The organism is Paenibacillus polymyxa, assembly GCF_015710975.1.
In the GTDB taxonomy this organism is placed as follows: domain Bacteria; phylum Bacillota; class Bacilli; order Paenibacillales; family Paenibacillaceae; genus Paenibacillus; species Paenibacillus polymyxa.
In genome coordinates this window covers 4,284,692-4,310,119 of sequence record NZ_CP049783.1, presented here as the reverse complement: position 1 = coordinate 4,310,119, position 25,428 = coordinate 4,284,692, and the positions used below count along the sequence as shown (strand labels likewise).

At 46.9% G+C, this 25,428-nt stretch carries 24 protein-coding genes; 8 read left to right on the top strand and 16 right to left on the bottom strand.

From position 1 onward, the window contains the following. The first annotated feature begins 157 nt into the window (after positions 1-157). From G7035_RS19250 to G7035_RS19215, 8 genes are all read left to right on the top strand, one after another. Positions 158-1,339 (top strand): pyridoxal phosphate-dependent aminotransferase, encoded by a 1,182-nt coding sequence (locus tag G7035_RS19250; RefSeq protein ID WP_019687833.1) that lies wholly within the window; start codon positions 158-160, stop codon positions 1,337-1,339. 241 nt (positions 1,340-1,580) lie between these two features. Next, positions 1,581-2,786, top strand: a complete 1,206-nt coding sequence (proB, locus tag G7035_RS19245; protein WP_016822160.1) for a glutamate 5-kinase — start codon at positions 1,581-1,583, stop codon at positions 2,784-2,786. 12 nt (positions 2,787-2,798) lie between these two features. Beyond that, a complete protein-coding gene (locus G7035_RS19240) occupies positions 2,799-4,091 on the top strand; it encodes a glutamate-5-semialdehyde dehydrogenase (protein ID WP_019687834.1) in 1,293 nt (430 codons plus the stop codon). Between the two features lie 38 nt (positions 4,092-4,129). Next, on the top strand, positions 4,130-4,996 hold the full coding sequence (gene proC / locus G7035_RS19235; RefSeq protein WP_016822162.1) for a pyrroline-5-carboxylate reductase: 867 nt from the start codon (positions 4,130-4,132) through the stop codon (positions 4,994-4,996). Next, a complete protein-coding gene (locus G7035_RS19230; protein WP_019687835.1) occupies positions 4,993-6,204 on the top strand; it encodes a 2,3-diketo-5-methylthiopentyl-1-phosphate enolase in 1,212 nt (403 codons plus the stop codon). The genes proC and G7035_RS19230 overlap by 4 nt, the downstream gene beginning before the upstream one ends. Next, complete coding sequence (locus G7035_RS19225; protein WP_019687836.1) at positions 6,201-6,878, top strand: 2-hydroxy-3-keto-5-methylthiopentenyl-1-phosphate phosphatase; 678 nt, start codon at positions 6,201-6,203, stop codon at positions 6,876-6,878. The genes G7035_RS19230 and G7035_RS19225 overlap by 4 nt, the downstream gene beginning before the upstream one ends. Beyond that, positions 6,878-7,534, top strand: coding sequence for a methylthioribulose 1-phosphate dehydratase (locus tag G7035_RS19220; protein ID WP_019687837.1), 657 nt, complete (start codon positions 6,878-6,880; stop codon positions 7,532-7,534). The genes G7035_RS19225 and G7035_RS19220 overlap by 1 nt, the downstream gene beginning before the upstream one ends. Positions 7,535-7,756: 222 nt before the next feature. Beyond that, positions 7,757-8,068: a DUF4440 domain-containing protein gene (locus tag G7035_RS19215; protein ID WP_080561183.1), complete on the top strand. Its 312-nt coding sequence runs from the start codon at positions 7,757-7,759 to the stop codon at positions 8,066-8,068. Between the two features lie 35 nt (positions 8,069-8,103). Here G7035_RS19215 and G7035_RS19210 read toward each other — a convergent pair whose 3' ends face one another. The 16 genes from G7035_RS19210 to G7035_RS19135 all read right to left on the bottom strand — a co-directional run bounded on the left by G7035_RS19210 (position 8,104) and on the right by G7035_RS19135 (position 25,346). Further along, positions 8,104-8,715 (bottom strand): flavin reductase family protein, encoded by a 612-nt coding sequence (locus G7035_RS19210; protein ID WP_019687838.1) that lies wholly within the window; start codon positions 8,713-8,715, stop codon positions 8,104-8,106. Between the two features lie 161 nt (positions 8,716-8,876). Next, positions 8,877-9,656, bottom strand: coding sequence for a hypothetical protein (locus G7035_RS19205; RefSeq protein ID WP_019687839.1), 780 nt, complete (start codon positions 9,654-9,656; stop codon positions 8,877-8,879). Between the two features lies 1 nt (position 9,657). After that, positions 9,658-10,917: a hypothetical protein gene (locus tag G7035_RS19200; protein ID WP_019687840.1), complete on the bottom strand. Its 1,260-nt coding sequence runs from the start codon at positions 10,915-10,917 to the stop codon at positions 9,658-9,660. Positions 10,918-11,005: 88 nt separating this feature from the next. Further along, on the bottom strand, positions 11,006-11,476 hold the full coding sequence (locus tag G7035_RS19195; RefSeq protein ID WP_019687841.1) for a hypothetical protein: 471 nt from the start codon (positions 11,474-11,476) through the stop codon (positions 11,006-11,008). Then, on the bottom strand, positions 11,473-12,138 hold the full coding sequence (locus tag G7035_RS19190; RefSeq protein WP_016822171.1) for an RNA polymerase sigma factor: 666 nt from the start codon (positions 12,136-12,138) through the stop codon (positions 11,473-11,475). The genes G7035_RS19195 and G7035_RS19190 overlap by 4 nt, the downstream gene beginning before the upstream one ends. A gap of 140 nt (positions 12,139-12,278) precedes the next feature. Beyond that, on the bottom strand, positions 12,279-13,007 hold the full coding sequence (locus G7035_RS19185; RefSeq protein WP_016822172.1) for a DnaD domain-containing protein: 729 nt from the start codon (positions 13,005-13,007) through the stop codon (positions 12,279-12,281). Positions 13,008-13,010: 3 nt separating this feature from the next. Then, positions 13,011-14,306: an asparagine--tRNA ligase gene (asnS, locus tag G7035_RS19180; protein WP_016822173.1), complete on the bottom strand. Its 1,296-nt coding sequence runs from the start codon at positions 14,304-14,306 to the stop codon at positions 13,011-13,013. Between the two features lie 132 nt (positions 14,307-14,438). Further along, positions 14,439-15,635 carry an acetate/propionate family kinase gene (locus G7035_RS19175; protein ID WP_013371630.1) on the bottom strand — a complete coding sequence of 399 codons (1,197 nt, stop codon included), beginning with the start codon at positions 15,633-15,635 and terminating at the stop codon, positions 14,439-14,441. Continuing rightward, entirely contained in the window at positions 15,632-16,504 is an 873-nt protein-coding gene (locus G7035_RS19170) for a 3-hydroxyacyl-CoA dehydrogenase family protein (protein WP_013371631.1), read from the bottom strand. The genes G7035_RS19175 and G7035_RS19170 overlap by 4 nt, the downstream gene beginning before the upstream one ends. A 135-nt stretch (positions 16,505-16,639) precedes the next feature. Next, entirely contained in the window at positions 16,640-18,142 is a 1,503-nt protein-coding gene (locus G7035_RS19165) for an AAA family ATPase (RefSeq protein WP_016822174.1), read from the bottom strand. After that, positions 18,135-18,668, bottom strand: coding sequence for a hypothetical protein (locus G7035_RS19160; RefSeq protein ID WP_019687842.1), 534 nt, complete (start codon positions 18,666-18,668; stop codon positions 18,135-18,137). Before G7035_RS19160 ends, G7035_RS19165 begins: the two co-directional genes overlap by 8 nt. A gap of 473 nt (positions 18,669-19,141) precedes the next feature. Further along, positions 19,142-19,666, bottom strand: a complete 525-nt coding sequence (locus tag G7035_RS19155) for a cell wall elongation regulator TseB-like domain-containing protein (protein WP_019687843.1) — start codon at positions 19,664-19,666, stop codon at positions 19,142-19,144. A gap of 37 nt (positions 19,667-19,703) precedes the next feature. Further along, entirely contained in the window at positions 19,704-21,005 is a 1,302-nt protein-coding gene (locus G7035_RS19150; protein WP_019687844.1) for an amidohydrolase, read from the bottom strand. Further along, positions 20,992-21,645, bottom strand: coding sequence for a redox-sensing transcriptional repressor Rex (locus tag G7035_RS19145; RefSeq protein WP_016822178.1), 654 nt, complete (start codon positions 21,643-21,645; stop codon positions 20,992-20,994). The genes G7035_RS19150 and G7035_RS19145 overlap by 14 nt, the downstream gene beginning before the upstream one ends. Positions 21,646-21,672: 27 nt before the next feature. Beyond that, on the bottom strand, positions 21,673-24,555 hold the full coding sequence (gene dinG, locus G7035_RS19140) for an ATP-dependent DNA helicase DinG (protein WP_019687845.1): 2,883 nt from the start codon (positions 24,553-24,555) through the stop codon (positions 21,673-21,675). A 158-nt stretch (positions 24,556-24,713) separates the two neighbouring features. Continuing rightward, on the bottom strand, positions 24,714-25,346 hold the full coding sequence (locus G7035_RS19135; protein WP_016822180.1) for a tetratricopeptide repeat protein: 633 nt from the start codon (positions 25,344-25,346) through the stop codon (positions 24,714-24,716). Positions 25,347-25,428 lie beyond the last annotated feature (82 nt).

The following is a 25,428-nucleotide window of genomic DNA, read 5'->3' as shown; positions in this document are numbered from 1 at the left end:
GCCGGAACTTTTCCCGTGTCCCATTGTCCGGTATTTTCTCCCATCATAGCCCGATTAGTCTGGGTTACGCAACCATACAAGCTCAATTCCCCCTATACAACTCGGTAAAATCGTGATAGATTGTTTCTTAAACTATTCCAAAAGGTCGTGTACATTGATGACTCATTTTTCTATTCCCTCGGCTGACGTCATGAAACAGTTACCCACTCAATTTTTTGCCACACTTGTACAAAATGTAAACCGTGAAATTGCAGCAGGGCATGATGTCATTAATCTCGGACAGGGAAACCCGGACACTCCTACTCCATCTCATATTGTAAAAGCTTTACAGGAATCAGCGGATAACCCGCTGTATCATAAATATTCTCCTTTCCGCGGCTACAGCTTTCTCAAAGAAGCCATCGTCCAGCGCTATCAGGAGGACTACGGTGTAACTCTTGACCCGGAAAGCGAGGTCGCCATCCTGTTTGGCGGAAAAACGGGCTTGGTTCAGCTACCGCAAGTTTTGCTCAATCCCGGCGATGTGTGTCTCGTCCCTGATCCCGGCTACCCGGATTACTGGTCTGGCGTAGCCTTGGCTAAAGCGGAAATGTCATTTCTCCCCTTAAAGGAAGAGAACCGTTTTCTGCCTGATTATGAAGCCATTGCCGAAGAAGATCGCCGCCGCGCCAAATTAATGTTCCTTAATTATCCGAATAATCCCACTGCGGCAACTGCCCCACTCTCCTTTTACGAGGATACGGTTGAATTTGCGCTACGTAACGGTATTGTGGTTGCCAGTGATTTTGCCTATGGCGCTATTGGATTCGATGGCAAGCGGCCTGTAAGCTTCCTACAGGCCGAGGGGGCTAAGGATGTGGGGATTGAGTTCTATACCTTGTCCAAAACATACAACATGGCCGGCTGGCGTGTTGGTTTCGCGCTCGGTAATGCCAAGATCATCTCGCTGATTAATTTGCTACAGGACCATATTTATGTAAGCCTGTTTGGAGGTATTCAGGCAGCAGCGGCGACAGCTCTGACGTCCTCACAGGAATGCGTAACCGAGCTGGTTGCTCGCTATGAATCACGCCGCAACGCTTTTTATGATGCCCTTGGTCAAATAGGCTGGAAGGCGACGCGCCCAAGCGGCTCCTTCTTCAGCTGGTTACATGTGCCGCAGGGCTATACTTCGGCTTCTTTTGCCGATCTGCTCCTGCGTGAAGCCAAGGTAGCTGTCGCTCCAGGGATCGGCTTCGGTAGCGGCGGCGAAGGGTATGTGCGAGCAGGGCTTCTGAGCTCAGAAGCTCGACTGGCCGAGGCGGCTGATCGAATTGGCCAGCTAAACCTGTTTGGTTAAGCCGTATTTTCCAGCTACAACTTCTTTGCCAAACCTAGTCTTTTCGTGGTATTCTGTATCCAATATCATTTAGCGCGTTGAAGGGACTATTAAGAGAGACTCGGTCCTGTTCAGAGAGTAAATTCCGATAGGCTGCAAGAATTTACCTGGACTCTCTCCCAACTCCTATCCCCGAGCGCCCTGCGCAATCAGGCGGTCCCTGCCGTTAACAGGTTTTAAGTGGGATGATCATGAATCATCAATGAAGGTGGTACCGCGGAAGCACAAACTTTCGTCCTTTGCATACAAAGGATGGAAGTTTTTTTGCATTAAAAAGAGTAAAATTAAGGAAGTGGACGTCTTGTCAACACGTATCGTCATTAAAATCGGTAGTAGCTCCCTGACTGGAGTGGAAGGTGGTCTGAATCGGGAAGCCATCGCTTATTTTGCTAGGGAAATCAGCTTGCTTCGTGCAAAAGGCCATGAAGTGCTGCTGGTTACATCAGGTGCTGTAGCTGCCGGATTTCGGGAGATTGGGTATCCCTTTCGGCCCAAACTGCTGCATGAAAAGCAAGCGGCAGCTGCCGTCGGCCAAGCTCTTCTCATGCAAGCCTATGAGCAGGCTTTTAAAAATTTTGACCTCGTAATCGCGCAGGTTCTGCTGACCCGTAGTGACTTTCTGAGCCGCAAACGGATGAACAATGCCGGAATGACTGTAGAAGAATTGCTGCGCCAGCAGGTTATCCCGATTTTTAACGAAAATGACACCGTATCGATTGACGAATTGAAATTCGGCGATAATGATATGCTGTCTGCACTAGTTGCCAATCTGGTCAAAGCCCAGCATTTGATTATCATTACGGATACCGATGGCGTATATACGGCTGACCCGCGCAAACATCCAAACGCTGTACGTTTTGAACGTATCGAGGAAATTACAGAGGAGATTTATGCATTAGCCGGAGGTTCTGGATCAGCAGTAGGAACTGGCGGCATGCGATCCAAAATCGAGGCTGCCAAAGTGGCTACACGCGGCGGTGTGCCTGTATATGTGGGACGGGTAAGCGAAAATGGTGATCTAGACGCAGCCGTCGAAGGACACGGACCAGGCACTTATTTTGATACTCACCTCTCCTCACTGCCGATGAAAAAACAATGGCTTGGATTTATGTCCACCCCTTTGGGCTCAGTGCATGTAGACCAAGGGGCCGAAGAAGCGTTAGTACACGGAGGACATAGTCTGCTTCCGGTTGGCGTACGACGTGTCGAGGGCAGCTTTCATGCTGGAGATGTCGTTGAGGTACTGGGACCGGAAAATAAGGTATTAGGACGTGGCATCGTCAATTATGATGATGAACAGCTTAAAATGGTACAAGGTTTACCTAGCGGTGAGGTTGTGGGCAAAATTGGTCCCATCCATCGGCTTGAGGTGATCCACAGGGATGAATGGATTACATTATGTATGTAGGGAGGCCATAATATGAGTGATTTAACGACAAACACAGCGATAACAGAGGATAACCAGTTCAGCGAAGTACGAACCAAAGCAAGTCTCGCGAAAAAAAGTGCCGGGGTTATGAACCGACTGACTACAACACAAAAAAACGAAGCATTGCTTGCTATGGCTGAAGCTCTAGTAAACCATGCAGAAGAGCTGATTGCAGCGAATCATAATGACCTGAAACGTGGACGGGAACTGGGAACGTCCGAATCACTGCTCGACCGCCTCAAGCTGACCGAGGAGCGAATCGGGGCTATTGCTGAAGGATTGCGGCAAATTGCGGCACTACCTGATCCGGTCGGCGACACGCTTGAGCAAATTGAACGTCCAAATGGTCTGCGGATTGAGAAAATACGTGTACCGCTGGGTGTCATCGGCATCATATATGAAGCGCGTCCAAATGTGACCGTGGATGCTGCGGGTCTGTGCTTGAAAACAGGTAATCCGGTTGTGCTGCGTGGTGGTTCGGCTGCTCTTTCCTCCAACCGCAAGATTATTGAAGTGCTCCAGCAGGCGCTAGACGTAACAGCCGTGCCACGCGAGGCGCTTCAACTCATTGAAGATTCAGACCGTGCCTCCGTCAACGAAATGCTCACCTTGAACGGCTTGCTGGATGTAATTATTCCACGCGGCGGGCGTTCACTCATTCAAAATGTTGTTCAGAATGCTACCGTGCCTGTCATCGAAACCGGGGCTGGCGTATGCCATACGTTCTTGGACGCTACAGCGAATGTAGAAATGGCCGAAGCGATTACACTCAATGCGAAGGTACAAAGACCGTCCGTGTGCAACTCGATGGAAACACTGCTCGTACACTCGGATTATGCTCAAGCACATTTAACAGGATTGGCTGAACGTTTTCGTGATGCTGGGGTTGAGCTGCGCGGATGTGCACGGACACGAGAACTAGCTCCTTGGGCTGTCTCTGCCACGGAAGAGGATTATGGCACTGAGTACAATGATTACATTTTGAATGTAAAAGTCGTAAACAATTTGGACGAAGTACTGGAGCATATTGCCCGGTATGGCACGATGCATTCAGAGTGTATTGTTACTGAGAATAAAGCTCATGCTGAGCGTTTTCTGCAAGAAGTGGACGCGGCAGCCGTGTACCACAATGCATCCACCCGCTTCACGGATGGCTTCGAGTTTGGATTTGGTGCCGAGATCGGAATCAGCACACAAAAATTACATGCCCGCGGCCCTATGGGGTTGCCTGCCTTGACTTCAACCAAATACCGCGTGTACGGTACTGGACAAATCAGGGAATAATATCATAAATCAATCCGTATCTTTGGAGGTATGAATCCATGTGTGAATCACAAACAAAGGTGTTAATTAACGAGCAAATTACGTTTTTCGGTGCAGGTTCAATGGCTGAGGCTATTATTCGTGGGATGACGAATCGTTCTGTCGTTAAACGTGGCGGTATTACCGTCATCAACCGCAGTAATCAGGCTCGTCTTGAAGAACTCCAACAGCAATACGGAGTATTGTTCCAAACTGAGGATGCAGCCAAAACGGAACTGCTGCGTCATTCTCCAGTGATCGTGCTTGCCATGAAGCCTAAAGATGCTGCCGGGGCACTTGGACAGCTCGGTCCCCTTCTGTCAGATGAACAGCTGATCATTTCGGTCATCGCCGGGTTGTCTATTCGTACCATGCAAACGTTGCTTGGTCGCAAACAGCCAATCGCACGGACGATGCCCAACACATCCAGTTCGATTGGACTGGGAGCCACAGGCATCAGTTTTTCCAAGGAGATCAGCGAAACTCAACGTAAAAACGTGCTTACGATGTTCGAATCCGTAGGTACAGTAACGGTTATAGAGGAAGAGAAAATGGATGTACTGACCGGCATTTCCGGAAGCGGCCCTGCCTATGTCTACTACTTAATGGAGGCCATGATTGCCGGGGGAATCCGCGGTGGCTTGACTCCTGAACAAGCGCATGAACTAACAGTGCAAACTGCGCTTGGCGCAGCACGCATGGTCCAGCAAACCGGAGAGGAGCCTTCTGCCCTTCGTCATAAAATCATGTCTCCTAATGGCTCCACGGTAGCTGCATTGGAAACACTGGACAAAGGTGACTTCTACGAAACGGTGATTGCGGCGGTGCAGCGCTGCGCTGAACGATCCCGCGAGATGGGAGCTGTACTTAAGGAGGGAATTGAGTGAGCTATTGCCTGGCGACCTACCGAATATACGATGACAAAGCTGATTTTAAGCAAAAGGCCCAATCTATTGCCATCGGCATGACGGTGGGCAGCTGGACTGAGCTCCCGCAGGCCAAGCGGGATGCGATGCAGAAGCATCTCGGCTCTGTTCAATCTGTGGATATTCACGATGGAGGTCCCGGTGAGCGGTACGCCGACTTAACGATCGCTTACCCGGATGTCAATTTCAGCCGTGATATTCCCGCATTGTTAGTTACGGTCTTCGGCAAAATTTCGATGGACGGCCGAATTAAGCTGACGAAGCTGGGTTTCTCGGAAGCATTCCTCTCTGCTTTTTCAGGTCCGAAATTCGGTATCAGCGGCTTGCGTGAGCAGCTTGGCGTGTATGATCGGCCTCTGCTCATGAGCATTTTCAAATCCGTAATTGGGCTCAATTTGGACGAACTGCGTGAACAGTTTACCCGTCAGGCTCTCGGCGGCGTTGATCTGATCAAAGATGACGAGATCTTGTTTGAAAATGCGCTGACGCCGATTGAAAAACGTGTCGAAGCCTGTATCCGAGCTGCCGAAGCGGCTGAACGTGAAACTGGTAAAAAGCTGCTGTATGCCGCTAATTTAACCGGTCCAACCTCGCAGCTCAAAGCGCAAGCCCTCAAGGCTATCGGCGCAGGTGCGAACGCATTACTATTTAACGTGCTGGCCTATGGTTATGATGTGCTGCATGAGCTTAGCAGCGATCCCGCCGTTTCGGTACCGATTGCAGCCCATCCTTCATTAGCAGGTGCTGCATACCCATCGCCTCATTATGGTATATCGGCGTCCGTCCTGCTTGGTCAGCTTATGCGGCTGGCTGGTGCTGATCTCGTTCTCTTCCCTTCCCCCTACGGCTCAGTGACAATGCCGCATGAGGAAAACATGGCGATTCGCGACGAGCTGATCACCCCTGCTCTACCGCTGAAGACCAGCATGCCTGTCCCTTCCGCAGGGATACACCCCGGTCTGGTGCCCCTCATTGTACGCGACTTTGGTACTGATGTGGTGGTTAACGCCGGGGGCGGTATTCACGGACATCCACTGGGTACGGAAGCTGGTGGGCGCGCTTTTGTGCAGGCGATTGAGGCGGTGCAGCAGAATGTCCCGCTGGCCCAATACGCCCGCACTCATCCCGAGTTGCAATCTGCGCTCGACACGTGGGGAGGCGAACGATGAGCACAGCCAAGAAGCCCGTCATTTTTTGTGATTTTGACGGGACCATTACGAACAGTGATAATATTGTCGCTATTATGAAGCATTTTAAGCCTATGGGCTATGAGCCCATCATGCATCAAATCGTGAACGGGCATATGTCCATTCGTGAAGGCGTAGGTGCGATGTTCGCCTTGATGCCTTCGGAGCTTAAGGAAGACGTTATCTCATATGTACTTGGACAAGCGGGTATACGTCAGGGCTTTGCACGCTTTTTGGACTTTGTACGAGAGCAGCAGATTGAATTTTTCGTTACTAGCGGCGGCATTGATTTTTTTATTGATCCATTGCTACAACCGTTCGGCATCCCGCAGGATCACATTTTTTGCAACGGAGCGGATTTTTCCGGGGCTCACATCCAGATCACGTGGCCGCATCGGTGTGAGGAGCCGTGTAAGAATGACTGTGGCATGTGCAAAACGACCGTCATTCGTCAATACCCTCCCGAGCAATACGAACGGATTTTGATTGGAGACAGCCTGACGGATTTTGAAGGAGCCAAAATTGCCGACCTTGTGTACTCCCGCTCACATCTGACATTAAAGTGTCAAGAGCTTGGCGTACCGCATGTACCCTTTGAGACATTTGACGATATTATCGAGGATTTAAAGCAAAAACAGGAGCAGGGGGTACTGTAATGAGTTTTAACTTGGCAGACATTTCGTTTGAGGAAAAACGCCGTTCACTAGAAGAACTCGCTGATGTCAAGGAGCTATTCGCCTCTCGCAACTGGTTCCCAGGTACAAGCGGTAATCTGTCGATCCGAATCGGTAATTTTCACCCAGAACAATTTTATTTTGCAGTCACCGCTAGCGGCAAGGATAAGACCAAACGTACTCCTGAGGATTTTCTGTTCGTTGACCAATACGGGAAAGCAGCAGAAGCCACAAAGCTCAAGCCAAGTGCAGAGACGCTCATCCATTGCGAAATTTACCGCCTGACAGGCTGTGGAGCAGTTTTTCATGTGCATACCGTGTTTAACAACCTGATTTCCGAATATTACGGTGAGCAGGGCTTTGTACCTGTGCAAGGCATCGAGCTCATTAAGGCTTTTAACATTTGGGAGGAAAATGCCGCCATTCAGATTCCCGTACTGCCAAATTATGCTGACATCGCCTCGATTGCCAAGCTGGTATCAGACGTGCTGAATGATCAGGTTCCAGGCATTTTATTGCGTAATCATGGCATTTATGCATGGGGTCGTGATGTGTTTGAAGCTAAAAAGCATCTGGAGGCGTTTGAATTTCTGTTTGAAACGACCTATCGCTCCTTGCTACTGAAAACTTCAAAATGAATAAATTATAAATATTAAAGATGCGTATCATTGAATGGTAAAAGTGGTCATTGAATGAATATTGAGAACGGTACCTAGCGAAAGCACGGAACGTTCTCTTTTTTATTTAAAAAAAGCAACCTATCCTACTGGCTACCTAAAAACTAACCTGTTTTTCTCAAATGGACTTTTTTAATCCCATGAAGGTATCACTGCAAATTAAAAGGCAACTGGGGTGATAAGTTGAGTAAAGAATTAAAAGATATAATATTAAGTTTAGAAAAGCAGTTAATGCATGCTCGAAGAGAGGATTTTGAAAAACTATTAGCTCATGACTATATTGAGTATGGTTCGTCGGGTAGAAAGTACGATAAGTCAATGCAATTAACCTTTTTAAAGAGTAGGTCTCCATTGAACAATATACCATTTATAATTACTGACTTTAACATAAGGTTGTTATCTTCAGAAATTATACATGCAACATACTGTACTGAGTCGAATGATACCGGAATTAAATCATTAAGAAGTTCAATTTGGAAATTAAATGAAGGGTGATGACAAATTTCAATATAGTAAAAAAACAACGTCCCCTATTGGGGACGTTCCAGCGTGAATTGCTCTCCTAGCCTCGCATAGTTGTTTCCAGCCAACCGACTCACCGGACGCAACTCCTTGGCAATCACATATGTATTTTGGTACGCTTCCTCTGATAAATGATACTGCACTACGCGCCCAATTAATAGGTCACAGGCAGGTGTGTCCTCCTTGCCTCCCAGCGGTATCACCTTCTCCAAAATACATTCCATACGTATTTTCGCTTCAGTCACACCGGGAACTGCAATTTTTGTACTCTTTATTGGGGTGAGACCTGCCAGTGTAACCTCACTCTCCTCCGGCGACAGACGAGAAGCCGTCACATTCACTGCCCCCACATTGTCTTCGTCTGTAATATGTACGACAAAAGCATTATGCTCCATCGCATTACGCGCTGTATCTTTAGAAACTCCATCGACACGCTGTACGGATACAGACAGCAGTGGCGGCTCGGCAGCAACGATGGAAAAATAACTGAACGGAGCACCATTCAGCACCCCTTCGCTGCTCAAAGTCGTTACAAACGCTACCGGCCTTGGGATAATACTCCCGGTCAACAGCTTATAATTTTCACGCTCTGTAAGTGTGTCAGGATTTAAAGAAATCATTTTTCCCCTCTTTTCCGACTACATTCGCTTCGAATGTATATCATCAAGTTACGCCTGGTAAGCAACTACATCTTATAACCAGTCACATGGTGCAACTCAGGCTTCCCTAACAAGTATCGCGTGAATGATACAAAATGTAAAGCTGAAGCTAGAAGCCCTCTCTATTTTTCAATCACATTCCCCTGACTGTCACGCACAGTAACCGCTATTCCCTCAGGGACAGCAATGGTAACGTCAAGCTGATGATGTGTCTGCATAAAACGTGTGGGAACCTGGCTGAGAAGTACATATAGTGTGTCTCCAATTTGCTTTGTCTGATACAGCTCCGTTCCTTTGAAATCATCCTCATTGCCTGTATATATATAATTCCCGAACACATGCACCTCCGGTGAGGTGGTTGCGTCAATTTTGACCGCATAGGGATCTTCTCCCTGTACAATCACCTTGGTCACTCCGGCAGGCAGTTTTTCATGCCAGTCTGGGAGAGTCCTTGTTTCCTGAACCGAACTCATCATTTCTCTGACTTGCGGAGTGATGCCCAATGAGCTGACTAAGGCAAATCCGATACAACAAAAAACCAATATCGCCGTAATAAACATACTGAACAGATCATAGCGAATGCGCTCACGTGTCCCTTTCCAAGCGGTATACATTAAAATCTCCAGTCCCAGCAAAACAAACACGACAGGCCACCACGTCAACGCTTGATCCAGTATGCCCGCTCCCCAAAACTTAGAGGCAAACGTTACGCCGCCCAGCAGTACCAGAAAAAGTCCCATGGACAGCCTTCCAACTTTCCACACACCTGTTGGAGCGTTTGAGCTCTTGGAGGTGCCATTCTTATGGAATGAAGTACCCAATAAACCTATTCCAGTCACGTCGCTCTGAGAGTGATGGGCTCCCTTAAAGGAAGCCTCACTCTTTGAAAATTCAGTATCCATTCTATCGTTTCTCCTTTGCTCGCTTCAATTTGGAATTACCGATCATCATCCAAACACCGCCGCCAATTAATAGGAGGGAGACAATAATGGTTCTTAAATACATATCAACTAAATTGTAAATTTGTCCATCCGGGAACAGACGGTCCAGTGTCGGGACAAGTACGTTAATCAGGATGTAGTATGCACCCAGCAGAAGCAGTCCCAAACCTACCCAGCGATGATATTGAGCAAACATCCCGATCACAGGCTTGTCGATCAGCTGTTCCTGCCCATAACGGCTTACCTGCTGCAATGCATCAAAAAAGCTGTAAAACCAGACCACCGGGATTAGAAACAAAAAGAGTGAAAGATGCAGCACGTCCAGTATATAGATAAATCCTAAAAACAGTAGCATGAGCTGTAGTCCACGTTTTTGCAACCCAAGATACATATGTCCGGCACCAGGAAATACCGATAAAATGGTAGCCAGCATTTTACTACGACGTCCCTCAACTCTTCCATGCTCCAGTTCCTCAAACAAAGTCCGGTCCTGAAGAATGTCTCCAGCTTGTTTACGATGTACATGCTGCACCGCATCAAACATGCAATACAGCCAAATAATCGGCAACACGCCTGCAAACGCCAAAAATCCGGATTCGTTCGTTATGCTAGTAATAAAGATGAGGATCGCGCCAAAGCCAAAGAAGGATAACAGAAAAGACAAGCCACGCTGCATCAGCCCCAAATGAAGGTGCCCCAATCCCGGAATGAATGACAGCAAAATCGTAAAAAATCGTTCATTATCCGATCCTTTTTGAAAAGCAGGTGATCCTGCCATACCATAGTATCCTTGTTGATAATACCCGGGACCAGATTCCATACCTCCCCCCGTGGTATTCGTGCCTGTGTCTGTTGCCCCCTCCGGTATCTCTCCTGATAACCCAGTCTGTCCATAAGACCCATTTGGAGAGTAGAAGCCATATGGATTAGAACCTGCATGAGGAGGATATGGAGCAGCGACAGCACGAGGATCATAACGTAACAAGCTAATCACGATATGCAGCATGCTAAGTCCCCATAAAAGGGCAGCAACAAATATACTAGCAAAAAAAGGCGTTCCGTCACTTGCTATCACTGACAAAAATATTCCTCCTGCCAGACATCCGAAAAACAAAATCGTATAGACAAACGCATTGGCTTTTCTGGTCCAGTAATAGTGTCCTACACCCGGAATGATGTTCAATAGAAATGCCAATAGCTTGCTTCGTTCCGTATAAGGCATCGCTACACTTCCTTTCTATTTATGGAATCTTGGTAAAATTCCCAACTGAAGGTTGATTTTAAACTTGTTCATCTTACCCTTAAGTTATTTAGGGCTTTAATTTATCGAGCCAGGTTGTCGTAGCTTGCATGACTTCTTCACTGTAAGAGACGCGTTCTTTTGAAGGAACCGGCTTATTGCCTGTTTGCGGCATCATTTTGTCAAAGGCTCCACTGGATAGCAAGATCAACGTCAGACTTGCGGCAATAACATAGTGGAACACAGGTTTCTCAAACCAGCGACGTTTTTTAAACATAATTTGACTCGGTTCAGCTTCTATATCGGGAAGAACGGCCATTACCTGATCTGTGAAGCGCTCCGTATCCATCCAGGCAGAGTGTTCTTCCAATGTCGACTCTAATTGCTCCAGTGCGACAAGATATAGCATCAGCGCTTGTTCATCTTCCAACAAGAGCTTTTCCAGTCGGGTAGATTCCTCTATCGAACAAGTTCCTGTAATGTATGCATGCCAGTCATTCGTTTGCCCTTCCATCCACGGTCTATCCTGTTGGTCAGTCATTGCCATTCCTCCTCCTTCCAGTGATTCCGAATCCATAGTCGGGCCCGATAGAGTCTGGACTCTACCGTTTTTAAAGCTACCTGCGTCTCTTCTGCTATTTGATCGTAGGTTTTGCCCTGCATATAGTAAGCTTGAATAATATCTCGATGCTGCTGGGGCAACTGGGCGATTTTTTGTGATAGTTCTACCGTTTGCTCTTCACGGATGAGACGGGCCAGTACATCTTCATCCGGGGAAGGGAGCTGCACAAGGGATTGTGCCACGTCTATGAGCTCTGCGGGCCGCCTGTCTTGTTTGCGCTTGATATCCAGCGCTTTATGAAGCGCAATTCGGCTCAGCCACGTTTTAAACCCTTCGTTCCGGTACTGGGGGAGAGACTTGTACACCTGAACGAACGCCTCCTGCGCGGCATCCTCTGCTTCCTTGCTGTCATGCAGTACCGAATAGGCCACATGAAATACATGCTTGCTGTACAGCTCTACGATCTCACGGAACGCCTGCCGATCACCGGACCGGATTCGTTCAATGATTCTCTCTATATCAATGACGCTCTCCCCCTTCCCAATACTATAGACGCCAGGAATTTTTCTTCCCCTGCATATTTCTAAAAAAAATTTAAAAAGGACACACCCTCCAAATCGGAAGGGTGTGTCCTCTATCATTAAAGTCTACTTGCTCACTTTAAATTTCTGCCCTACATTACATGTTGCACAGGCGATACTCCGCGTTGTCCATGTATCGCCATTTCAATGTGACAGCCATAGCGCATCAATTTACTACCTAAAAGGCTCAGTTTGCTACTTTAATTGCGACCGCCACCACGGAATCGCTGGGCATATTCTTTCGCATCCTGTGCATTACGAACCCGGTTTCGGCTCCACTCTAGCAGAATGCGATCTATATACCGGAAATGTACCTTCCCAGCAAACACCGCTTCCTTCAGGGCCAGCAAAATAAGCTCCTCCGGATACCGATCCTGATCCACCCAACTGCTGATCGTCTCATATTCCATCGGTGATAATGGTCGGCCGAATTCTTTCTCAAAAATCGTGAATAAATTTCGTTCTTCTGTAAGTGGAGATTCCGATACTCCATTCAGTAAATCCGGCTTCCCGGCAAACAAAATGTCATCTTCATCGTGCTGCTCCGAACGCTCGGCGATCATACATTCAGCCAGCTTGCGATACAGACCCGCCAAGTTATAACGTTCAAATTGGACGGATGAACTGCGGTCTTCCACGGAATCTATTCGCAAAAACCCTTCTTTCATGAGCTTACTGAAATAAAGCGCGATTTCGTTTGCAGTGCACCCAATTCGAGCTTGCAATTGCTCCCATGTCGGAAATTCATTACGTTCCGCTTGTTTAAATGCAAGTAACTGCATCAGTAGCAGCATTTCACCATCCGTCAGCCGAAGCGTCCGATAATGCTTGAGCAGAGCGTAGGGAATTTGAACCATTCCGGTTTCCATAGCATAGGCTACTCCCTCCGCCCAATCTGCCGCTGATGTCTTATCAAATGATCCTGTCATTGATTATGGATACAAACGATACAGCATACGTGGGAACGGAATCGTTTCACGTACATGATCGAGTCCACAAATCCATGCTACTGTACGCTCCAGTCCCAATCCAAAGCCAGAATGCGGAACGGTACCATAGGTGCGCAGATCCATATACCATTGGTAGGCTTCGCGTGCCAGGTTATGCTCGTTAAAACGTTCTTCCATCAATGCTGGATCGTCAATTCGTTGGGAACCCCCGATAATTTCGCCATAACCTTCAGGAGCGATCATATCGGCACACAGAACAACCTCTGGGCGGGATGGGTCAGGTTTCATATAGAATGCTTTAATGTGAGTCGGCCAATGCGTAATGAACACAGGCTTGTTATATCTTTCGGCAATAGCTGTTTCATGAGGAGCACCGAAGTCTTCTCCCCACGGGATGTCGAATCCTTCACCTTGAAGGAAGGCAATCGCCTCATCGTACGTAATCCGTGGAAACTCACCTTGAATTTGCTCCAGCTTCGAAACATCGCGTCCGATAGCTTCAAGCTCCTTCGCACAATTTTTCAGAACAGACTGCACGATATGGCTTACAAACTGCTCCTGAACGCGCAAGGATTCTTCGTGATCCACAAAAGCCATCTCAGGCTCGATCATCCAGAACTCAATCAGGTGACGACGTGTTTTGGACTTTTCCGCACGGAAGGTTGGACCAAAGGAATATACTTTACCCAGCGCCATTGCCGCAGCTTCCATGTACAGCTGTCCGCTTTGTGTCAAATAAGCATCCTCGTCAAAATATTTGATGTGGAACAACTCAGTTGTACCTTCCGCAGAAGAAGGAGTCAAAATAGGCGGGTCTACCTTTGTAAAACCGTTGCCGTTGAAAAATTCCTGTACAGCACGGATAATTTCCGCCCGTATGATCAGAACCGCACGTTGCTTGGCGGAACGCAGCCACAAATGGCGATGATCCATCAGGAAATCTACACCGTGCTCTTTTGGGGTAATCGGGTAGTTTTCGGTCAAATGAATGATTTCAATACCTGTAACCGTCAATTCGTAGCCCGATTGACTGCGCGGTTCCTCTCGTACGATTCCAGTTACATAAAGGGAGCTCTCTTGTGTCAGGGATTTGGCGTCATTCCAAATATCCTCAGACACTTCGCTTTTTACGATAACCCCTTGAATATACCCGCTACCATCACGTAGTTGCAGGAACTGAATTTTACCGCTAGACCGCTTATTGTTTACCCAAGCGCCAATTGTAACCGTTTCCCCTACATGGCGACCCACTTGGGCAATCGTACTTTTATTTGTCATGACCGTCTCTCTCCTTGAACCGAAAATCAAACAGCCCTCCCCCTTGGGTTAGGCTGTTTGCTCTCGCTGTTTGGTGCATGTGGTACTTAAACCATAGTTCCACATGTATAAAGTTTACACTTACGGACCGAACTACTGAACCAGACGGAACGTGTCACGGGCAATTACCAGTTCTTCGTTTGTTGGAATGATCAGTACTTCTACCTTTGAATTTGCAGTTGTAATCCGGCGAATCTCGCCAGAACGAATAGCGTTCAATGATTCATCCAGCTCGATACCGAGGAATGTCAGTTGTTCCAACACTCTCTTACGCAGAACGATGGAGTTCTCGCCTACGCCTGCTGTAAATACAATTACGTCTACTCCGTTCATTGCGGCAGCATACGAACCAATATACTTGCGCAGACGGTATTCATACATTTCAAATGCCAATGTAGAATTAGCTTCGCCTTTTTCCATACCTTCAGTGATTTCACGCATATCACTGCTGATACCAGAAATAGCTAGAAGTCCACTATGCTTGTTCAGCATGGAATTGACTTCATTGACAGTCAATTCTTCTTTGTTCATGACATAAGGCACGATTGCTGGGTCCAAATCACCACTACGAGTACCCATCATAAGTCCTTCCAGTGGAGTCATACCCATGGAAGTATCTACAGACAAACCGCCTTGAACTGCTGTTACACTACCACCATTACCGATATGGCAAGTGATGATCTTCAAGTCTTCCAAAGGACGGCCGACAAATTTGGCAGCTTCCTTACTTACAAAGTCATGGGAAGTGCCGTGTGCACCGTAACGACGAACCTTATACTTATTGTACAACACTCTCGGTATGGCGTACATATAAGCTTTTTCTGGCATGGTTTGATGGAACGAAGTATCAAATACCACAACTTGCGGTACTTCTGGCATATTCAATTCAGCCGCTTTAATCCCCATCATGGATGCTGGGTTATGCAGTGGAGCCAGGTCGAACAAGCGACGGATTTCACTCTTCGCTTCAGGAGTTACGAGCGCTGACTGTTTGAAAATTTCGCCTCCATGAACCACACGATGTCCCACAGCCTGAATTTCGCTAATGCTGGAGATAACACCATGCTCTGCATCTGTGAGTGCATTCAGTACTTTACGGATGGCAGTAGTATGCTCCAAAATTTCGCTAACTTCAGTGTATTCTTCCTTATTGGTTGGTTTATGCGTCAGAATCGAAGAGTCCATACCGATGCGCTCTACCAATCCTTTTGCCAAAACGGACTCGTCCGTCATATCATACAATTGGTATTTCAGGGAAGAACTCCCTGCGTTGATTACGAGGATTTTCATATCCGGTCACCATCCTTGTCATACTTAAAGAAGCCTTCGCCCGATTTCACGCCCAGATTACCTGCACGTACCATTTTCTTCAGGACGATGGACGGACGGTATTTCAGTTCGCCAAATTCACGGAACATCCGCTCCAGAGCCGCCAAAACGGAATCCAGACCAAAGCGGTCAGCCATTTCCAAAGGACCGTTTTGGAAGTTGTAGCCGATACGCATAGCATCGTCGATATCTTCCGCAGAAGCTACGCCCTCTTGAAGTACATGAGCTGCTTCGTTAATCAGCAGACAGATAATCCGGCTAGTTACAAAGCCAGGAGATTCATAAATCATGACTCCTTTTTTCTCCACGATTTCTTCCACGAACATTTTCGTGTTTTCAAAGGTATCGTCTGAAGTTTTCAAACCACGAATAATTTCTACAAGATCAATACGGGATACTGGATAAATAAAGTGCATACCAATAACACGCTCTGGATACTTGGTCGAGCTGGCAAGCTCGGTCAGGCTCAGCGTGGATGTATTACTTGCAAGGATGATGTTGCTTGGACATACATGATCCAGCTCTTGGAAAACAACTTTCTTCTCATCCAGATTCTCTGTAATGGTTTCAATGACCATATCACAGCTAGCGAGCTCCGCCAGATGGGATACTTTTTCAATACGAGATAAAATCAGTTTTTTCTCTGCTTGGGTAATTGCCCACTTTTCCAGTTGCTTATCTAGACTTGTTTCAATCATATTATAAGCGTAGTCTAGTTTTTCTGGTGTCTGCTCTACTAGCAGCACATCGATTCCTTTGGACGCAAGCATTTCAGAAATACCTTGTCCCATGGTGCCGCCGCCAATGACGCCGATTTTTTTAAATTGCATGGTTCTTAACTCCACCCTTTCCTGGTCACTCTCATATATTGTATCCTTCTTTGTCGAAAAATACATGTTTATGTCCCAATAGATAATAATATCTTAGCACGGACTAAAAGTAAAAAAAATAACCAGCATAAAAAATTATGCTGGTAATAAAGCATTTTCACTAAATTGACATCTAAATTGATCTCCGGACAGCGTTTCTTCCTTCATCAAGATGTCAAGAGAATTGTCGAACACAGGACGATGCTTTTCCAACAACTCCAAAGTGCGGTTATGCAGGTCATTCATAATCTCGCCATTTTCCCGCATGAGTTCCTCTTTTGTAACCATTTCCATGTTAATAATCCCAAGAGAAGTCAAACCGGAAGTCATCATCGTATGAACGATGTTCAGTGCCTGCTCAAAATCATTACTTGAACCAGTACTTCGACCGCCGTAGTACATTTCTTCTGCTGTAGCCCCTGCAAGCGAGATCATAATTTGCTCCTCCAGGTACTGCTTGGTATATAAATAATGCTCTTGCTGTGGGTTGTGACGCACGTAACCGAGCGCTTTCCCACGCGGGCTGAGCGCTACTTGACTTACACTACCGGGACGGACGATTTCAGCCATAATAGCATGTCCCAGCTCGTGAATCGCTACACGTTTTTTCTCTTCGAATGTCGATTCTCGGTCTGTTTTTTCGCCCATCATCACCTTGTCAATCGCCATGGACAGATGACTTTGCGCAATCATTTGCCGATCCTGTCTCATTGCATAGATAGCCGCTTCATTCATGACGCTCTCCAACTGTGCACCGGAAAAACCGTAAGACTCCTCTGCGATTTTGTCCAAATTAGCATCTTCCTGGATCGGTTTGTTTTTGGCATGAATTTTAAGGATATGAAGACGACCCTTCTTATCAGGCAAGTCTACTTGAATATGACGGTCAAAACGTCCTGGACGCGTTAAGGCGCTGTCCAACATTTCTTTACGGTTTGTTGCCGCAATGAGCAATATCCGCGGCGTATCTGCCGAATAAATGCCATCCATTTCTGTCAGCAACTGATTCAAAGTCTGATCATATTCTCGTTGCTGTCCACCCTCACGCTTACCGCCAATAACATCAATCTCATCAATAAAAATGATTGCATTTTCTTTCTTTTCCTTGGCTGCACGAGTGCGAGCCTCCCGAAACAACTCACGGACACGACCTGCACCAACACCTACATACATTTCAACAAATTCACTGCCTGAAGCTGCAACAAACACTGAATTGGTATAGTGTGCAGCTGCTTTCGCCATCAGCGTTTTCCCTGTTCCCGGAGGGCCTGTAAGCAAAACGCCTTTCAATGGACGAATGCCAAACTTGGAAATTTCATCATGACGATTCAAAAAATCCAAGGCTTCACGCAATTCCTGTTTAGCGCTTTCTTGTCCACCAATTTCCTCAAAAGTCAGCTTGTCCGGACCATTTTTTTTACGTTTGCGCTCTTGCCCGGCACCTACGGCCAAGCCGCCACGAGCATGCATGAGCATTAACAAGCCACTGAGCATCACGCCCGCAACAAGAAGAGGGATAATATTCACCCCAATAAAAACGAGAAATATAATGGCCACCGGCACAATACCGATTAATATTTCCTTGATCCATCTAGGCATTAGGCCATACCCCCATTTGCTGAGATTGACGTGGCAAAACGATAAACTTCGTCGCATTGCCTTCGCTGAGTCGGATATAGACATTGTTCGAATCCATATCGGTATCAGCCTTGATACCTGCCTTTTTCTTTTTCATCTGCTCAACTGTAGATGAAATTTGAGTATACTTTTTATTTTCCATCGCTTCGGCTACAGGAAACATAGCCTCAGACCACCATTGATTCAGTGCAGAATTGGAACGATCTGCGATATCCAGCTTAATGGTGCGGTTGCCAATGATGGATTGCCCTTTTTGCTTAACCACATCGACTAATCCGGCCACATCCGCCTGCGGTTTGAGATCTAGTTTCAATACCACCTGATCCTGTTTAATATCTATTTGAGCGCTTGTCACGCCTGGATATTGAGATACCAGTTTTTCCAGAGGACTTTGCATTGTAACCTGCCGGTAAATGAACCATCCTCCAAACATTAACAAGGCTGCCAAAACGGCCGCCACCACAATAGGAACTGCACGCAATTTCAAACAACATCCTCCTCTCAAAATGTAAAACCCAGAAGAAACGGGACGAATGTCAACAAACAACCAAATTGCATGATCTTATAATGATCAGCAACTCATTTATCTATCATTTTTGTCTATCACTTATAAAATATAGTATATCATAACGTAAATCTAATATCGAAGGCAATGTGTGGAGGAGTTGTGATAAGGCAAAAAGATGCTTCTGGCTTTTAGTCCAGCTTTGCGGAGCATTAAGTAAAAAGACGCAAATACGAATTAAATCGTATTTGCGTCTTTTTCTAATACTTTCAATCATTCCAAGCTATATAGACTGAGTATAAAAGTTATTTGGAGTGGCCCCATAGCTGTCAGCCAGCGGAGTGGAACACTTGAATCTGCAGAAGCGAAGCGATCGTAAGATCAAATGGACTACGCAGCGCTCCTAACGCTTCTTGGGTACTCCCAAGCCACCGATCCACACTCTTAACATCGCGCTAGTAATTAGGCAAAGTATACTTTATCCCCGTCGATGCTCCATCTGAGAAACGGTAAAAGGTATAGTTGTGATGGCTTTCATCATCGTAAAACAGTTGCCATACATATTCGCCATTGAACACACTCGGTTGGAGCCTTACAATTTTTGCATTTGGAAGTTGCTGCTGAATTATCGCTGTCATTTTTTGCTCGTCGACTCCGTTTTTCATCAGCTCGGTATGAACACCGCTTGGATCTGCCGCAGGTATGTTAGGTTTCCCCTCCATTTTTTGAAAAGGAACCCATACCATTATATTTTCATTCTGTGCGTTTTTTCCTTGAACTACCCAATATATCTGATCCCACACAGACTTCCATGTCTGAGTCGTGCTAACCAGACCACCTGATTGCTTGGCCTTCATGATAGCGGCATTTTTCTCAGCCACCTGGTCTTGAGTAACATACGAATAATACCAGAAAATGCTGACCAGGATCAGTATTACGGCCAAAATGGCGACCGCTATCCATTTCTTCTTATTTTTCAAACCTGTGCTTCCTCTCTAAGGGGATGTGACACCTAAATTAGCGCGACAGCAGCCCTTCAAAGGCGGCTTGTGCCTCATGTTTGATACGTTCCTCGTCCATCGTCAGGCATTCGCCATTTTTCACAACCTGACGGCCGTCTACCCACACATGAGCCACGTCTTTGGCACTTGCAGAGTATACGGCATGGGAAATAAGATCTGTACGCGGCAAGAAATGGGCCTGATTCAGATCTAGCGCGATAAAGTCAGCCTTATTGCCTGCTGCCAGCGCTCCTACCTCTTTTAAACCAATCGACTTTGCACCATACTCTGTTGCCAGACGTAGTGCTTCATTTGCAGGAACTGCCGTTGGGTCGCCAGATACTCCCTTGTGAATGAGTGCTGCCAGACGCATTTCCTCGAACATATCCAGGTTATTATTGCTGGCAGGACCATCTGTTCCGAGTGAAACAGTAACTCCTGCACGCAGCAAGTCAGGCACTCTAGCTACACCACTTGCCAGCTTCAAGTTGCTGCCTGGATTATGCGATACCGCCACACCTCGTTCCGCTAACAAAGCTATTTCTTCGTCGTTCAAGTGAACGCCGTGGGCAACAAGTGAAGGACGGGAGAAAAAGCCAAGCTTATCTAAGTGTGCAACTGGACGCAAGCCGTAGTCGCGTACGTTTTGTTCAACTTCGGCGATCGTCTCGGACATGTGCGTATGCAATGGTAAATCGAGATCATGTGCTGCTTGAACAAATTTCTCAATAAACGCAGGCGGGCATGTGTATGGGGCATGAGGAGACATCATTGTTGTGATACGTCCGTCTGCTTTTCCATGCCAGTTACGCGCAAAAGTCACGGCCTCAGCTAGCTTGATCCGCTGTTCTTCTTCTGAACAGAGTCCAATGGCTCCACGCATCAAGCTTGCACGAATGCCCGACTCTTCAGCTACACGAGCCACCTCATCCATATGATCGTACATATCCAGGAAAGTCGTGGTTCCACCTTTTAGCATTTCCAGCACTGACAAAGAAGTTCCCCAGTACACATCCGTAGATGTAAACTTGGCTTCCATAGGCCACATTTTTTCCTGAAGCCACACTTGAAGTGCCAAATCATCTCCATACCCTCGCAGCAGAGACATCGCCGCATGACCATGAGTATTGATCAGACCAGGTAAAAACAATAACCCCTTGCCGTCGATTGCTTCTGTCTCTTCCTCACCCGCAGGCAAAGTCTCGCCAATGTAAGTAATACGGCTATCCTCCACAATCATAAAACCATGGATTACCCCAGCCTCGGGTCCATTCACGGCAAACGAGCCGTTTTTAATCATCCATTTATTCACTGTCATATTGTGCTTCTTCCTTTCCGTCCTCCAGATAATAAGCGAGGCTAAGCAAATCAGTTGTAAAGTCTGTGGCATGTATCCGAATGTTAGCCGGTGCCTTGAGAATGATAGGTGCAAAGTTCAAAATCGCTCCAATTCCACTCTCAATCAGCCTATCAGCTACGTGCTGTGCCTCAAAATCAGGTACAGTAATAATCCCGATTCGTATATTTTTTTCTTTCACAGTCGCTTCCAGTTCATCCATCGGCTGTACGACCAAAGTATTGATTCTGGTCCCAACCTTATCCGGGAACGCATCAAAAACCGCCACAATCTTCATATTGTCTTTTAAATAAGCATTATAGTTCGATAGGGCTTGACCCAGATTACCTGCTCCGACCAATACTACATTAATTTGCTGGTCGATTTTCAGGATATGGCGTATTTTCTCAATTAGATAAGAAACATCGTAACCGATGCCCTTCCGACCAAAATCGCCAAAATAGGCAAGATCTTTACGAATTTGGGCCGGATTCAAATCTAACCTCTGTCCCAGCTCTTGAGAAGAGACCGTAGCCACCTCCCGTTTGTGCAGTGCATTCAGATAACGTAAATATACGGGTAATCTCCGTACGACAGCCTCTGAAATTTTATCTGATTTCATACTTGCTCCCCCTAATTGTAACGGACTTTAAGTGTCCGTCCGTTGTGCCTCTGTCTCCGGGGCGGATTGGAGCCATTCGGCGATGCGGGGCACCATTTGCTCCGATGGCATATGCTCCATTTTTGGTCCCGGTAACGAGTACAAAAAGTGCTTTCCATAATAGGATTCGATCACACGCGTATCGTAAACGATGACGACTCCGTGGTCGCTCGCTGTACGTACCAATCGCCCAAAACCCTGTTTGAAGCGAATAACTGCTTGTGGTACAGACAGCTTCATAAATGGATTCTTCTTCTGCTGCTGGAGCAACTCGCTTTTGGCCTCCAGTAACGGGTGGTTAGGCGGTTGAAACGGCAAGCGAACGATAGCCAGACAAGTCAAAGCTTTCCCTGGAATATCGACGCCTTCCCAGAAGCTACTGGTTCCCAGCAATACAGAAGCTTTCGCTTCCTGAAAACGGCGGGTTAGCTTGCTGCGACTCCCACTGTCCACACCTTGTCCTAACACGGTAATATCGCTGGACGCTAACGCCTCTTTGAGCGGCTCATACACTTGCCGGAGCATCCGATAGGAAGTAAACAGAACGAGCATTCTCCCCCGCGTCGCCTGGGCAGTCGCTCCTAGAGAGCTAACGAGCATCTCTACAAAATGTGCATCTCCTACACTGCCCTTCACACTCGGAAAATCTCGCGGAATGACCAGCAACACCTGATCCCTGTAATTAAAGGGTGATGGGAGCTGTGACGTCATTAATCGTCCTTGATCTGCGGCCTCCTGCAAGCCGAGTTGATCGGTCATGTACTGAAACGATTTATCTACCGATAAAGTAGCAGATGTCAGAATAATACTTCTTTTTTTGTCAAAAAACATTTCTTTCAACTGGCGGCTCACATCGACGGGCACCGCATAAAATTGCAATGATTTACTACGGAATTGTCCACTCGCTTCAAGCCAATATACGGTTGTTTCATCATCGAGTCGTATAAAGAAGCGCAAATTTTCCCTAATCCCCGCCAAATCCTTAAGCAGACCCGTGATATCTGTAATGAGACTATCCGCCGCATAATCGTCATGTTCTTCCTTGACATCCAGCATCAGCTTGTCGCCCTTGCGCAAAATTTCGCTCAATGTTACATAAAGCTGATTTTCCAATGCCGCCGCCTGATCCCACTTTGCAGGCTTGGCTGACGGTTTGAGACGCGAAGAAAATTGCCCCGTTTCACCTGGTGTGGCATCAGTTCGCTCCGGCAACATGCCAAACAGCTTATCGCTTAGTAGGTCCCAAGTTTCCTTAACCTCTAACACAAGTGGGTACAACTGATCAATGACCGAGGCCCATTCCGTCGACTTCTCATGCCCCGACTTTGCCAACTGCTGACGTAACGAAGGCAATTGCCCATTCTTGCTGTCCTTGAACAATCGAGTCAGCGTATGCACGAGTGTGAAATATTTCATATGCATGCCCAGGTGCTTACCAGCTACTTCCTCTAGATGATGTGCCTCATCAATCACCAAGTGTTCATAGCTAGGCAGCAGCTGATGACTTGCTTTGACGTCGGTGAACAGCTTGGAGTGATTCGTTATAACCACATCCGCTGTTCCTGCTTCATGACGTGCACGATGATAGTAGCATTTGCGGAACCATGGACAAGAACGACCAAGACAGGACTCGGAATCACTAGCAACCGTTTCCCAAAAATCCCCTCCACGATTGCTCAGGTTTAGTTCCTCATCATCACCGGTTTCTGTCAGAGTCAGCCAGACAATCATTTGAGCCGCTGTAATCAAGTCTTCCTTTGGTGTCGCGAAGTCTCTTCTGTTTATTTTATGTTCAAACTTACGCAGACACAAATAATGCCCCCGTCCCTTAAAGATGGCAGCCCGGAACGGGAACGGAATCACTTTGGTCAGCATCGGAATATCACGCTCTCGCAATTGCTCCTGCAGATTAATGGTATGCGTGCTTACGGTGACCCTCTGCCCATATTTTACACTGTGATACAGTGACGGAAGCAAATAGCCCAGGGACTTCCCTGTTCCTGTACCCGCCTCAATCAACAAATGCTTATCTTGACTCAGGGCTTGATTTACACCCTCAATCATTTGTATCTGCGCCTCGCGCTCCTCATATTGGCTCAAGGATGAACGCAAATTGTCCCGTACATCATCCATATACTCCTCAAAGGAAACGCCTGACAGTGGATTCGGATCATCTTCTCTGCGTGGAGCAGCCAGTTCAGTCCAATCTTCCACTTTAAGCGCAAGCTGACGAAAAAACTGATGTTTCTCCAAATCCTGAATAGGATCTAGCTCTTTCTCTTCTCGTATGCCGTCAAGAAACCAACCCAGGTCGCTGTCTTCCTCTGCGAACAAATCGCTAAGCCGCTGTATCGTTATCAGAGGCAGTGCTTGAAGCTCGCCCAGACACTTTAAAAACACCTCAGCCGTAGCCAACGCGTCGCTGTCTGCTTGATGAGGGCGGTCATGCGCCAGCCCAAACTCTGAGGAAACAAAACCTAGCTGATAAGAAGATAACGATGGAAACATAATTTTCAGAAAATCCATCGTATCCAAAATTCTACCGCTAAAGGGTAAATATCCACACCGGTCCAAAGCGCTTTGCAAAAAATTAAAATCAAACGCCACGTTATGACCGACGAGTACGACATCGTCCAGCATAGGCACGAGCTCCATCATCATTTCTTCGAGTGCAGGTGCATCCCTGACGTCATCGTCTGTAATTCCGGTCAATCCGGTGATAAAAGGTGGAATAGATCTGCCAGGGTTTACATAAGAGCCGTAAACACGGGAAATGCTGTTATCATGATCTATAATTGCAAGTCCGACTTGAATGATGTCATCCGCGGACTGGGTGCCTGTCGTTTCAAAATCCAATACCGCAAATTTCATTCGAGCTTAATCCTTTCTTATGACACATACAATAATAATAACTCTGTATAATAGCATAGCAGAAGATTGCCTGTTTGGAAATTAAGACAGCCAAAAAAGACGATGCACACGCCGCCTAAGAGAGGTGGGCATGCATCGTCTTACTCGGTGTCTGACAACTACATCCAGGTCAACATGGAGCTGTCGTAGCGAAGCTTTTCGACACCGGACAAACAGGCTTGCATATTGTGCAGTGGCTCGGGCAACGTTGGATCGAACTGATGCGCGAGAGCAAAATATTTTTGCGCCTCTTTTACGTCAGCCTGCTTTGCCATCAAACAACCCAGCGCATTATAGATGACCGCTTTTAGCCCTGGCTGTTCAGTCAGGTGCAGCACCTTTTGAAACTGGCTTATAGCCTCTGCTGGATCATCCAGTTGAAAATGAGCCATTCCCATATACATGTGACTCTGCCAGCTGTTCGGAAAATGCTGTAGCACCTGCTCAAATTGCTGGATTGCCTCCGGGTACATAAGTAAGCGATAATACCCCTGCCCCCGGTTAAATGCCGGTAGCTCCTTTTCAGGCAGCTCAGCGTCAGACATGTCGGCCTCTGCAGAAAATCCTGCTGCACGCAGGTAAACCATTTTTTCCTCAAAGGCCAGCCACTCATCCATAATTCCGTCACTCATTCTCCGCAGCAGACTCCAGTGCTGTAGCAGCTCCTGTCTGCGGGGGCCCTGGGCTGATGGGTAATGCTTCACGATATCATCTAACATGCTGTTCATTTCTGCGAATACATGCTGGAACATGTGCATCCCGCCCTTACGAAAGATGGATTAATACACTCACATTTTTCGCTTAAAAGACGGGTTTCATCCGCATTCCCATTCA